We start from the raw sequence: 12,920 nt of genomic DNA on the forward strand, positions 1-12,920 counted from the left end.
GATGGGGAACGCCGCGCCGGTGACGCTCGTGTCGGGTGACGAGGAACTGCTCGCCGACCGGGCGGTCGCGTCGGTGGTCTCGTCCGTACGCGCCGAGGAGCCCACCGCCGAAGTTCACGACCTCGTCGGGGGGAAGGTCGAGCCCGGCGAGCTGACCCGGCTGATGTCGCCCTCCCTCTTCGGCGACCGGTCGGTCGTGGTGGTGCGCAACGCCCAGGACCTGACGAAAGACGTCATCACCGAGACGGTGAAGTACGCCGCCCATCCGTCCGACGACGTGACCCTCGTGCTCGTCCACCCGGGCGGGGTGAAGGGCAAGGCCCTGGTCGACGGGCTCAAGAAGGCCGGCGCGCAGGTGGTCACGGTCGCCAAGCTCACCAAAGCGGGCGAACGCATCGACTTCATCCGCAACGAGTTCCGCGGTCTCGGCCGTACGATCGCGCCCGCCGCCGCCCACGCCCTGCTCGACGCGGTCGGGAGCGACCTGCGCGAGCTGGCGGCGGCCTGCAGCCAGCTCGCGTTCGACACCCAGGAGAAGACGGTCGGCGAGGCCGCCGTGGCCCGCTACCACCGCGGCCGGGCCGAGGTGAGCGGCTTCAACGTGGCCGACATGGCGGTCGAGGGCAAACTCGCCGAAGCCCTGGAGCAACTGCGCTGGGCCCTGTCGACCGGCGTGGCCCCCGTCCTGATCGTCAGCGCCCTGGCGGGTGGCCTGCGCAGCCTCGCGAAGGTGTCGGGCGCGCCGAGGAACGCCAACGAGAACCAGCTCGCCGGGCGGCTGGGCATGCCCCCCTGGAAGATCCGCAACGCCCGCCGCCAGCTCAACGGCTGGGGCCCCGAGGGCCTGGCCCGCGCGATCCAGGCGGTGGCGACGGCCGACGAACAGGTCAAGGGCGGCGGCACCGACGCGGCCTACGCCCTGGAGAACACCGTCCAGACGATCGTCCGCAGCCGAAACGGCCGCTGACCCCCGGCGTGGCCAAGCGCGCAAGCGCGCCGATTTCCAGCCGGATGCCGCTTATGCTCCACCGATGCCCGGCGGTCTCCCGATCCTGTTCCTGGACGTCGACGGCCCGGTCATCCGGGAGAACCCGGTACTCGCCCGGGTCGACCGATACGCCCAGCCCCCGCCGGTATCTCGCCCACCCGCCAGCCCTCAGGCCGCCGACGTCTCCGCCTCCAGGAACACCCCGTCCCGCAGCTCCAGCACCCGATCCGCCAGCGTGATCAGACTCGGGTCGTGCGTCGCCACCACCGCGGTGACCCCCTCGCTCCGCACCAGTGCCCGCAGCAGCTGCATGATTTGCCGCGCCGTCTGTGAGTCGAGCTGCCCCGTAGGCTCGTCGGCGATCAGCAGCTTCGGCCGGTTGGCCAGAGACCGCGCGATCGCCACCCGCTGCTGCTGCCCCCCGGACAGCTCGTAAGGCCGCTGGTTGGCGTGCTGCTCCAGCCCGACCAGCGCCAGCAGCGCCTTCACCCGTTCGTCCCGCTCCGCGGGCGCCGTCCGGCTCAGCCGCATCGGCACGCCCACGTTCTCCGCGGCGGACAGCACGGGGATCAGCCCGAACGACTGGAACACGAACCCGATCACGTCCCGCCGCAGTTCCAGGAGGCCCGCCTCGGGCAGGGCCGTGACCTCCTTCCCGTCGACGAAGACCCGCCCCTCGGTCGGCGCGTCGAGGCCGCCGAGGAGGTTGAGCAGGGTCGTCTTGCCGGACCCCGACCGGCCGCGGATGGCGATCAGTTCCCCGGGGGAGGCGGTGAAGGACACCCCCCGCAACGCCTCCACGCCACGCGGATAGACCTTCCGCAGACCTTCCACCACGACAAGCGGTGAGCTCATTCGCCGTTCTCCTCGCCAGCGCCGGCCGGCCACACCCCGATGTGGTCGCGTTCGAGTTCGAGACGTACACGCCGTTCCATCTCCAGCGCGTTCATGAAGTCGCGCGGCAGCTGCAGCCGTCCGACCCGGTCGAGCACGGCGTACTCCTCGGCGATCACGTCGCCGTCCTCGGAGGTGCGCCGCAGGGTCTCGCTGGAGGTGCGGCCGTCGCGGATGCCGACGGTCCGGTCGACCTGCTCGGAGACCAGGGGGTCGTGGGTGACGATCACCGCCGTCACGCCGAGTTCCCGGTTGGCCCGTCGCAGGGCGCCGAAGACCTCTTCCGAGGTGTCGCTGTCGAGTTCGCCCGTCGGCTCGTCGGCCAGGATCACCTCGGGGGAGTTGGCCAGGGCGACGGCGATGGCCACGCGCTGCTGCTCGCCGCCGGACATCTGGCCGGGCCGCCGGGGGGCGCAGTCGGCGACGCCGAGGAGTTCGAGCAGGTCGTCGGCCCTGCCGGGGGCGGCCTTCTTCCCGGCGAGCTTCATCGGGAGCAGCACGTTCTCGCGGGCCGTCAGGTAGGGGAGCAGGTTCCTGGCGGTCTGCTGCCAGATGAAGCCGACCACCGACCGACGGTAGCGCAGGCGGTCCTTGGCCGTCATCGACAGCAGGTCCATCCCGGCGACGCGGGCCAGGCCGGCGGTCGGGACGTCCAGGCCTGACAGGACGTTCAGCAGGGTCGACTTGCCCGAGCCCGACGCGCCGACGATCGCGATCAGCTCGCCCTTCTCGATCAGCAGGTCGAGGCCCTGCAGGGCGACCACTTCCACACCCTCGGTCTTGTAGATGCGGACCAGGTTGTCGCACAGGATGTGGGCGTGCTCGCCGAACGCGGGCGCGCGCCGGGTCGCCTGGGCCTCCAGGTCGGACAGTGTGGTCATGAGGATTCCCCCACTCGGAGTGCGGTGGTGACGCGGCGGCCGGCGGTCGCGTGGGCGAAGGCGCCGAGGATCGAGACGGCGGTCAGGGCGGCCGCCAGCAGGGCGGGCGTGGTGAAGGTCAGCGGGAAGTCGGTGACGGCCAGCCCGGCGAACGACGACAGGTCGAGGCCCGGACCGATGACCAGGGGCAGCACCAGGCCGAGCGCGAGGCCGGCCACGGCGGTCAGCACGATCAGGGGGGCCACCTCCAGCACGGTCAGCGTGCGGGCCTGCTGCTGGGACAGGCCCAGCGTACGCAGGAACGACAGCGCCTTGGCGCGGTCGGCGGAGCCGATCACCAGGGCCACGATCACGGCGATCAGCGCGTAGGAGCCCATGGCCAGGGTGGCGACCGTGAAGGCGACCGTGATGGCGCCGGTCAGCGGGGTGTCCCGGATGTCGTCCAGCGCGGTCGCGTAGGTCTCGATCTCGGCGTCGGCCAGGCCCACCGTGCGTTCCAGTGTCGCCCGGTCGACGTCGCCGTCGACCAGCAGGATGTTCGTGTACGTCCGCAGCCCGGCCCGCTTCGGCCCGTCGAACGGCATGACGATCAGGTTCTCGCCCGGGAACGACAGTCCGGGCAGCTCGTCGAGCCGCCCCATGTTGCGGATCGTCATCCGGGTGTGCCACCCGACCTCGATCTCCTTGTACGGCACCAGCGTCGCCGACACCAGCGCCGGCACCCCGAGCCCGCGCGGCGGGTCGGGCACCGTGAGGGGCGTGCCGTCGACGAGCTCGCGGTAGTCCTTCAGGTCGATGGAGAGCACCGTGGCCCGCATGCCGCCGACGCCGACCTGGACGTTGCCCTTGCCGGCTCGCAGCACCGAGGTCACCCCGGGCAGCGCCTCGACCTTGGCCACGACGTCCTCAGGGATCTCGGCGGACCGCTCGATCCGGGCCGGCGCGCCGACGTCGCGCCACGCGGCCCGGCTCTGGGTGTCGCCGATCGCGCCCGACACCAGCGCCCCGAACACCGACACGGCGAGTGCGGGCAGCAGGATCAGCACCGGCAGCGCCGCCCCGCCGCGCGACCGGGCGGCCAGCGTCAGGCCGAGGAACGGGACCGCCCCCGGACGCCGCCCGGCCAGCCGCGTGAACAGCTTCAGCGGCAGCGGGTAGAGCCGCAGCGTCAGGATGCCGGCCGCCAGCGCCAGCCCGGCGGGCGCCAGCACGAGGAACGGGTCGGCCCCCAGCTCCTGCGCCTCGGTCGCCACTCCGCGCGTGCGCAGCAGGTAGGCCCCGCCCACGCCGAGCAGCACCACGAGGAACTCCAGGGCGATGCGGCGCGGCGACGGACGTGCCGACACGAGGTCGGAGCGGGTGTCCTTGAGGGGACGCCGGTGCGCCAGCGCGAGCCGCCCGGCCGCGAACAGCAGCGTCGTCAGGGTCAGCACGACCGGCACGACGTGCGCGAGCGGCGTCGACGGGCCGGGCACCAGGTACGACAGGCCGTAGCCGGCCAGCGCGGCGGGCAGCACCGCCAGCGCGACCACCGCCACCCCGGTCCGCACCACGTGGGGCAGGGAGGCGCCGCGGGCGCGTACCAGCGAGAAGCCCGCGCGCATCCGCTCGGTGAGCAGCTGCACGGCCAGCGCCAGCACGCCGAGCGCCACCACCGCCAGCCCGCCCAGCAGCAGGTAGAGCAGGGTCTGGGCGGTGCGCAGCACGACCAGGAAGTCGCCCAGCACCCGGTCGAGGCCGGTCCAGAGCTGGAAGCGGAGCTCCAGCGGGTTGCCCACCCCGCCGCCCGACAGGTCGCCCAGGAAACGCTGGTAGTCGGCGATCTCGGTGATCATCGCCGGGGCGACGGCCGCCTCGACGCGGTTCCGGTCGACGCCGTAGACCCACCAGTAGCTGACCTCGCGGCGCTCGTCGAGCTTGGCGAGGCCCTCGTCGCTGATCAGGCCGGCGGTCAGCCACTCGGTGTCGGTCGAGCCGGGGATGGGCCGTTCGACGACCCGGGTGACCTCGCCGTTGTGCTCCCAGTAGGGGTCGGCGGCGTCGGTGAGCTCGTAGAGGCCGGTGACCCTGGCCGCGACCGGGTAGCTGTTGCCGAGCAGCAGGGTCGCGCCGACGTCGATGCCCATCTCGTCGACGACCTCGGCCACCAGGCCGATCTCGATGACCGTCAGGTCCTTGAGCTCGGGCCGGCCGGGCACCCCGGCCAGCGTCGACGACGCGCCGGGCGGTACGCCCTTGACCCAGTTCACCCGGGAGGCGGCGTCGGGCAACCAGGCGAAGTCGACGTACTGGTTGCTCCGCCGGGAACCCCCGATGCGGTCGCTGACCGGGGTGCCGGTGGTCTTGGCGCCGAAGTGGGAGGTGCCCTGCCCGAGCGGGACGACCACCTTCCGCAGCTGCGCCGGGAGACCCTTGGCGATCTCCTCGTACCGGTTGCGGAACTCGGCCGGGTGGGTGAGCAGCGCCTCGGACACGATCGGCCGCCCGGTCACGCCGAGGTCGGCCGTCTGGGCGGAGACGTCGCCGAGCATGCCGTGGACGGCGTCGTCGTAGGCCCGCTCGTAGCCCCGGGGCAGCGCCGCGAGCAGCAGCGAGGCGGACAGGCTCAGCAGCGCCAGCACCAGGGCGGTGCCCCGGTGCACCTTGACGAGCTGCCAGACGTTCACTCAGTCCTCCCCGATGCGCAGCGCGCGGCCGAGACCCTGGCGGCGGAGCGTGCGGGCCAGGCCGCCGACCACCGCGAACAGCAACAGCGCCACCGCCGCGAGCAGGGCGGCCGTCGCGCCCCACGGGATGTCCAGCAGCACCCCGGGCGTCACCGCGGTCGCCTGCCCGGTGAGCACGATGTGCGGCACGACGAGGGTGGCCACGGCGACGGCGAGAGCCGTACCGCCCACCAGGGACAACCCGATGATGAAGGTCTGCTCGACGGCGAGCAGCCCGAAGACCTGGTTGAAGCTCACCCCGAGCGCGCGCAGCAGCGCGAACTCGGTGGTGCGTTCGCGGGCCGCGACGGCCGCGTTGACGAGGAAGCCGAGCACCGCGAAGACCAGCGCCGCCGCGAAGCCCAGGATCAGCGCGCCCTGCAGGCCGCTGGCCAGCGGGTCGTCCTGGAGCTGACGGGTCAGCGCCGCCCGCGACACGATCGTCTGGTCCCAGTCGATGTGCCGCCGCATCTCCGCCTCGGCCCGCGGGCCGTCGGCGGCGAGCCACCACTCCGTGGCGGCATGGGGGGTGTACGCCCCCGCGAGGTCCCGCGCCTGGACGGTCTCCAGGTCGGCCAGCACGGCGGGCTGCTCGCCCTCGGTCCCGGGCATCGCGTCGAGCACGGCGACGGGCGTCACCGGGGTCGGCGTGCCGTCGATCGCCATGGTCGTCGTCTTGCCGATCACCAGCTTCGAGCCGGCGGCCAGGTCGGCGGTGACCGCGACCGGCAGCGGGGTCGTGGCCGCCGGTCCGGGCAGCAGCGCGAAGTGCTCCCACTCGAGCGGCGCGTCGGCCGGGTGGGGGGCCGGCCGGCCGGTCGCCAGCGTCAGGAACCCGCCGGGCGTGACCGAGGGCTTGTCGAGGTTCTGCTTGCCGCGCTGCGCGACCGTCCAGGAGGGCGCCTCCAGCGTGGTCCCGGCGTCGGTGGTGACGGTGTCGACGGTCAGCGTGATCGGGCTGCCCTCGGGCGGGATCGGCACGTCGAGCAGCACGCCCTCGATCGTCAGCGGGTAGGCGATGGCGCCGGAGCGCCCGCCCAGCGCCTTCAGGTCGGCCGTGATCCGGTGGTCGCGGCCGTCGGGGGTGAGCAGCGGGGTCCAGACCTCGGTCCGGGTGCCGAGACGGTCGCGGACCACCAGGCGCAGCGGGATGCCCCGGTAGTCGTCCGCGCGGGCCGGGTCGCCGAGGGTGAGCCGGGTGCCGAGCGTCAGGGCCCCGGGTTCGCCGGGGATCGTGATCGAGGCGGGGTCGGGGCGGGCCGAGGACAACTCGCCCGCGAGTTCCGGCACGGTCATCGGGGTCAGGTCGGGACGCAGGTGCAGCAGCCCGTCGAGGCGCTCGGCGTCGGCGGCCAGGAACACCGCGTCGTCACCGCCGAGTTCGACCGTGCCGCGGTAGACCGGGCTGATCCCGGTGACGCCGGGCAGCGCGGCGTAGGCGCCCGCCCGGCCGAGTGGGCCGAGTTCGACGTCCCCGACCGGCCCGGCGACCCGCAGGTCGGCGGCGGCGATGTGGCGCGCCTGGTCCTCCTGCGACCCGCGCCAGGTCGCCGCGGTCGCGATCGACACCACGCCGATCGCGATGGCCATCGTCAGCAGCAGCACCGGCCCCGAGTAGCGCAGCGGGCGGCGGCTGACCTGCCAGGCGCCCAGCGCCGGCGCGAGACTGGACCTGCGGCTCGTCCACCGCTCGGCGATGCCCGAGACGATCGGAACGAGCCGCAGGCCCAGCATGCCCCCGCACAGAAGGGCCAGTGCCGGTCCCGTCACGATCAGCGGGTCGATGCCGAGGGCGCCGCTCGTCGTGGAGGTGACCGGAGAGCCGTACCGCTGGAGTTGCCATACCGCGAGCGCCGCGACGACCAGCAGGACCAGGTCGCCCCCGGCGCGCTGGACGATGCCCTGCTTCTCGCCGCGCCCGCGGGCCGACTGTTCTTCGACGTACGTCCGCCGCGCCCCCCGCCAGGCCGGCAGCGCCAGCAGCACGGCGCACGCCACGGCGACCCCCGCGGAGATCAGGAACGTCGACAGGTCCGGCGTGGGCGTCAGCCGCACCCCGGTGGCCCGCAACCACGGCAGCGACCCGACCAGCGTCAGCACCGGCGGGGCCAGGAACGGCGCCACGATCGCGCACGGCAGCGCCACCAGCAGCGACTCGGCCCCCGCCAGCAGCCCCAGCCGCAGCGACCCGGCGCCGCGCGAGCGCAGCAGCGCGACCTCCATCCGCCGGTGGTCGGCCAGCAGCCGCGCGGTCAGCATCAGCGCGTAGGCCGCCAGCACCAGCAGCTGCAGCACCGGCACCAGCATCGTCGAGCGGGCCACCAGCGCGGCCTGGTCGAGCTGGGCCAGCATCTCGGGCAGGTTGCTGACCGCCGCGCAGCCCGAGCACTCGCGCTTGAGGTCGTCGTTGAGGGCGGCCACCGCGTCGGCGAACGGCCGCAGCTCCTCACGCGGCAGGTCCCGCAGGTCGGGCACCGCGAACCAGGTCGCCGTCACGTTGGTCGCGAACCGCTGCACGAACGTCTCCGGCGCAACCATCAGCGGCCCGTACGTCGTGTAGTTGCGGATCTCCGCTCCCCGGCGCAGCAGTTCGTCGCCGTTCCACCGGTCGCTGTAGGGGTCGGTGAGCCGGAAGATCCCGCTGACCCTGACGTCGACCGGCTTGTCGTCGAGCCGCCCCGTGATCGTGAAGGTCGCGCCGCTGGTCAGGTTCATCGTCTGGGCGGCCGGCTGCGACACCACGACCTCGACGGCCCCGGACGCGGAGGCCGCCGGCCAGGCGCCCTCGACGAGCTGGGCGTGCCGGTCGAGGTGCTCGTAGGTCGCGAACCGGGTCAGCTCGGGCTGCTCCCGCTTCTCCTGGCCGGGCATCGCGTAGGAGTCGGACCGGATGCCGACCGTGACCTCGGCGGGCACGTCGCCGTAGGTCGCGGCGAGCCGCCCCCGGACGAGGGCGTCGCGCTGGGGGAAGGTCGTCGCGTCGACCGGCGTGGTGATCTTGGCCGAGGTGGTCCTGATCGGGGCCGTCTCCATGGTCCGGCGGACGCCGACCTCGGCGACGGTGACGGCGTACATGATCAGCGCCACGAGCGCCGTGGTGGCCAGCAGGATCGAACCGAACGCGGCGACGAGGAGAAGCGGCTGGCTGAGCGCGCGCCGCAGGACCAGCGGAATACGCCCCCGCATGTACCGACTCCCATCGTCTTTGCCGTTGTGCGGCACACGATAGGGGAGCGGGCACTCTTGACGGCCGGTCAGGGAAGACGGTGACCTAGCCGGTACGCTGCGGCGATGCCAATGTGATATCGAAAACGTGACATATTACGGGTTGAATCCCGACAACGACGAAAGCCGCGCCCCGATGGTATCGGGGCACGGCTTCCGGATGTCGCTGAACGCAGACCGTCAGTTGGCCGCGAGGGCGGCGGCGCGCTTGGCGATCGCCGACTTGCGGTTGGCGGCCTGGTTCTTGTGGATGACGCCCTTGCTCACGGCCTTGTCGAGCTGGCGGCTGGCCGCCTGCATCGCCGCGGTCGCCGCGGCGGCGTCACCGGACTCGGCGGCCTCGCGGAACTTGCGGACAGCCGTCTTGAGGGACGACTTGACGGCCTTGTTGCGCTGCCGGGCCTTCTCGTTCTGCCGGTTGCGCTTGATCTGGGACTTGATGTTCGCCACGAAGAAGCCTCGAAATGAAGTCTGGGTTTCGGTATGGGTCGCGCTGGCTCGGTGAGAGGGCGTGCCATACGCAGTTGTCTAGGATACCAGCACCCATGACTCGCGGTACTCCCTCCAATCCTCCTCCGTGGCGGCGAAATCGACGTAGAGGGCCAGGCCGGTGTCCGAGCGCGGAGTCTCGCTGATCACCAGTCGCAGCCCTTCGGCGGCCATCTCCACGCTCTCGGCGTAGTCGCTCACGCCGACCTTGTGGTCGTGGTAGGCCGGGGCGCCGATGAGCACGCCCGTCGATTCGGGGGCCAGCGCGAACGCCTTGCGGGCCTGGCGGGCGACCCAGCCGCCGTACACGGTCTGGAGGGGCGTCCACGAGTCGTAGGTCATGATCGCGACCTGGTCGACCCGCTCGGCCACCTTCCTGAAATAGCCCTCCGACCAGTACTTCCCGTGCCCGACCACCGCGTTCCAGCCGGTCACCGCGCCGGGGAAGGGCTCGATCTGGTGGCTCGCGATGGAGATGCGGGCGTTCGGAATCGCCCGCCGCGTCTCCTCCAGGAGCTTGAGGTAGGACGCGTCGCCGTCCACGACCGGTTCGAAGTTGTAGTGGACGCCGTCGTAGCCGAGCGCGACGATCTCGCGCGCCCCCGCGATGACGTTGGCCCGGGTGGCCGGGTCGTCGAGGTCGAGGAAGCCCGCGTCGTCCTCGTTGACCGTCTGCCCGAGCCACGGCAGCACCCGCACCCCCGGCAGGTGCGTGCGTGCCCAGGTCAGGAAATCGCGTGATTTCGGGTGGAGGCCCGGATCGAGCCGCCCGTCGGCGCCGTAGGGCCCCGTGTGCACGAACAGGTCCCGCATGTGGGTGAGCCGCGGCTTCAGCGCTTCGAGATCCTTCTCGGTACGCCGCCCGTCGACCCACATGTGCCCCATCCACAACGCGTCGGTGCCCGCGGAACGCGCCGTGGCCGAGGGGGTGCCCAGGTAGTCGAGCCGTAAGACGGCCATCCCGGTCACCGCCAGGACCAGCGGAACGGCGACGAGAACCGACAGGCCGAGCAGCACACGGCGGCGGGTGGTCGAGGCAAGCATGGGGACATGCGACCATGGAGGGTGGCTGCTCCGCCAGCCGTCGATCGCCTCAATCCCAGTTGAAACGGACTTCGGTGCGCACTCAGACCGGCCAGACCGACCCCGCGTTGATCCGCAACTTCTGCATCATCGCGCACATCGACCATGGCAAGTCAACGCTTGCCGACCGGATGCTCCAGATCACCGGAGTGGTCGACGACCGGTCCATGCGCGCCCAATACCTCGACCGGATGGACATCGAGCGCGAGCGCGGCATCACCATCAAGTCCCAGGCGGTCCGGCTGCCCTGGAACGGCCACGTGCTCAACATGATCGACACGCCCGGCCACGTCGACTTCACCTATGAGGTGTCGCGGTCGCTCCAGGCGTGCGAGGGCGCGGTCCTGCTGGTCGACGCCGCCCAGGGCATCGAGGCCCAGACGCTGGCCAATCTCTACCTGGCCATGAACGCCGACCTCAACATCATCCCGGTCCTCAACAAGATCGACCTCCCGGCCGCCCAGCCGGAGAAGTACGCCGAGGAGCTGGCCGGCCTGATCGGCTGCGACCCCTCCGACGTGCTGCGCGTCTCGGGCAAGACCGGCGTGGGCGTCAAGGAGCTGCTCGACCACGTGGTCGACACCATCCCCGCCCCGGTCGGCGACGCCGACGCCCCCGCGCGGGCCCTCATCTTCGACTCGGTCTACGACACCTACCGGGGCGTCGTCACCTACGTCCGCGTGATGGACGGCCACCTGGGCAAGCGCGAGCGCATCCTCATGATGTCGACCCGCGCCCAGCACGAGACCCTGGAGATCGGCGTCATCAGCCCCGAGCCGCTGCCCTCGGCCCTCGGCCTCGGCGTCGGCGAGGTGGGCTACCTGATCACCGGCGTGAAGGACGTCCGCCAGTCCCGCGTGGGCGACACGGTCACCTCGGCCGCCAAGCCTGCCGACGACGCGCTCGGCGGCTACGAGCACCCGCGGCCGATGGTCTACTCGGGCCTCTACCCGATCGACGGCGACGACTTCCCCGAGCTGCGCGAGGCCCTCGACAAGCTCCGCCTCAACGACGCCGCCCTGGTCTACGAGCCCGAGTCGTCGGCGGCCCTGGGCTTCGGCTTCCGCTGCGGCTTCCTCGGCCTGCTCCACATGGAGATCGTGCGCGAGCGCCTGGAGCGCGAGTTCAACCTGGCCCTGATCTCCACGGCCCCCAACGTCATCTACCGCGTCATCATGGAAGACGGCACCGAGCACACGGTGACCAACCCCTCGGAGTTCCCCGAGGGCAAGATCGCCGAGATCTACGAGCCGACCGTGAAGGCGACCGTCCTGGCCCCCGCCGAGTTCATCGGCGCCATCATGGAGCTCTGCCAGGGCCGCCGCGGCGCCCTCCAGGGCATGGACTACCTGAGCGAAGACCGTGTCGAGATCCGCTACACCCTGCCCCTCGGCGAGATCATCTTCGACTTCTTCGACCAGCTCAAGTCGAAGACCCGCGGCTACGCCTCCCTCGACTACGAGCCCTCCGGCGAGCAGGACTCCGACCTGGTCAAGGTCGACATCCTCCTCCAGGGCGAGGCCGTCGACGCCTTCTCGGCCATCGTCCACCGCGAGAAGGCCTACGCCTACGGCGTCGACATGGCCAAGAAGCTCAAAGACCTGATCCCGAGGCAGCAGTTCGAGGTCCCCATCCAGGCGGCCATCGGCGCCCGCGTGATCGCGCGCGAGAACATCCGCGCCATCCGCAAGGACGTGCTCGCGAAGTGCTACGGCGGCGACATCTCCCGCAAGCGCAAGCTCCTCGAGAAGCAGAAGGAGGGCAAGAAGCGCATGAAGATGGTCGGCCGCGTGGAGGTCCCCCAGGAGGCCTTCGTGGCCGCGCTCAGCACCGACTCGAGCGGCGCCGAGAAGGCCAAGAAGTAGCGGCAGATTGCGGCGACTTGTGGCAGATGTCGCGACAGATTGTGGCAAGTAAAGGCAGACAAGACGCCGGAGCTGCCGTGAACGGCTGCGGGACGCTCATACAATGCCTGGTATGAGCGTCATGCGGGATGAACTCCACGAGCTGGTCGACGCGCTGCCTGAGGAGAAGGTCGCGCCGGTGCTACGGCTTGTCCGCGATCAACTTGACGACTCGCCCAAGGTCCGGGACCTTTCAGCGTTGATCGGGCTTATGGACGCCGAGCCCGATTTCGCCGAACGGTCGGAAGATTTCCTGAAGTCAGGAGACAATCACTCTTTGTGATTGTCGTTGACACGGGACCTTTGGTCGCGCTTTTCAATCGCTTCGACCGGTACCACGCGGTCTCTACCCATCTTCTGGAACGCCACCCTGGCCCGCTGCTGGTCCCTGGGACCGTGCTCCTAGAGGTATGCCAGGTCCTTGAGAAGCGAGTCGGGCACAAGGCCGAGGCCAGGTTTCTCGAGGTCTTCAGCGACACGGGTTTCCCTCTGGTCGATCTCGTCGAAGATGATCTGCGCCGGATGAGCGCTCTGGTCCGGCGATACGCCAGCCTCCCGCTAGGAGCGGCTGACGCTTCGGTGATCGCCGTCGCCGAGCGATTGGACGTCCCCACCGTCGCGACCCTCGATCGACGCCATTTCACCGTGGTGCGGCCCTGCCACGTTGACGCGCTCGACCTACTTCCGGTCGAGCTCTAACACGAACGAGAAAGGGCCGGAGCGCGACCCAGTTGCGCTCCGGCCCTCGTCG

At 71.3% G+C, this 12,920-nt stretch carries 10 protein-coding genes; 4 read left to right on the forward strand and 6 right to left on the reverse strand.

The features are described from left to right. Nucleotide 1: 1 nt before the first annotated feature. Nucleotides 2-967: a DNA polymerase III subunit delta gene (gene holA / locus QSK34_RS01160; protein WP_161480423.1), complete on the forward strand. Its 966-nt coding sequence runs from the start codon at nucleotides 2-4 to the stop codon at nucleotides 965-967. Nucleotides 968-1,156: 189 nt separating this feature from the next. Here the strand turns inward: holA and QSK34_RS01165 are convergent, their stop codons facing one another. The 6 genes from QSK34_RS01165 to QSK34_RS01190 form a co-directional block, all read right to left on the reverse strand. Next, nucleotides 1,157-1,843, reverse strand: coding sequence for an ABC transporter ATP-binding protein (locus tag QSK34_RS01165; RefSeq protein WP_285578943.1), 687 nt, complete (start codon nucleotides 1,841-1,843; stop codon nucleotides 1,157-1,159). Then, on the reverse strand, nucleotides 1,840-2,763 hold the full coding sequence (locus tag QSK34_RS01170; protein WP_030450759.1) for an ABC transporter ATP-binding protein: 924 nt from the start codon (nucleotides 2,761-2,763) through the stop codon (nucleotides 1,840-1,842). Before QSK34_RS01170 ends, QSK34_RS01165 begins: the two co-directional genes overlap by 4 nt. After that, nucleotides 2,760-5,429: an ABC transporter permease family protein gene (locus QSK34_RS01175; protein ID WP_285578949.1), complete on the reverse strand. Its 2,670-nt coding sequence runs from the start codon at nucleotides 5,427-5,429 to the stop codon at nucleotides 2,760-2,762. Before QSK34_RS01175 ends, QSK34_RS01170 begins: the two co-directional genes overlap by 4 nt. Further along, nucleotides 5,430-8,654, reverse strand: coding sequence for an FtsX-like permease family protein (locus tag QSK34_RS01180; protein ID WP_285578951.1), 3,225 nt, complete (start codon nucleotides 8,652-8,654; stop codon nucleotides 5,430-5,432). A gap of 219 nt (nucleotides 8,655-8,873) precedes the next feature. Further along, nucleotides 8,874-9,143, reverse strand: a complete 270-nt coding sequence (rpsT, locus tag QSK34_RS01185) for a 30S ribosomal protein S20 (protein ID WP_030450756.1) — start codon at nucleotides 9,141-9,143, stop codon at nucleotides 8,874-8,876. 78 nt (nucleotides 9,144-9,221) lie between these two features. Then, nucleotides 9,222-10,226, reverse strand: coding sequence for a glycoside hydrolase family 18 protein (locus QSK34_RS01190; RefSeq protein WP_285578954.1), 1,005 nt, complete (start codon nucleotides 10,224-10,226; stop codon nucleotides 9,222-9,224). A gap of 74 nt (nucleotides 10,227-10,300) precedes the next feature. On the opposite strand from QSK34_RS01190, the gene lepA reads away from it, so the two are divergent. The 3 genes from lepA to QSK34_RS01205 all read left to right on the forward strand — a co-directional run bounded on the left by lepA (nucleotide 10,301) and on the right by QSK34_RS01205 (nucleotide 12,868). Continuing rightward, entirely contained in the window at nucleotides 10,301-12,130 is a 1,830-nt protein-coding gene (lepA, locus tag QSK34_RS01195) for a translation elongation factor 4 (protein ID WP_285578956.1), read from the forward strand. A 112-nt stretch (nucleotides 12,131-12,242) separates the two neighbouring features. Further along, nucleotides 12,243-12,452, forward strand: coding sequence for a hypothetical protein (locus tag QSK34_RS01200; protein WP_285578958.1), 210 nt, complete (start codon nucleotides 12,243-12,245; stop codon nucleotides 12,450-12,452). Beyond that, entirely contained in the window at nucleotides 12,449-12,868 is a 420-nt protein-coding gene (locus tag QSK34_RS01205; protein WP_285578960.1) for a type II toxin-antitoxin system VapC family toxin, read from the forward strand. The genes QSK34_RS01200 and QSK34_RS01205 overlap by 4 nt, the downstream gene beginning before the upstream one ends. Nucleotides 12,869-12,920: the final 52 nt, after the last annotated feature.

This window comes from Herbidospora sp. NBRC 101105, from assembly GCF_030269205.1.
Classification (GTDB): domain Bacteria; phylum Actinomycetota; class Actinomycetes; order Streptosporangiales; family Streptosporangiaceae; genus Herbidospora; species Herbidospora solisilvae.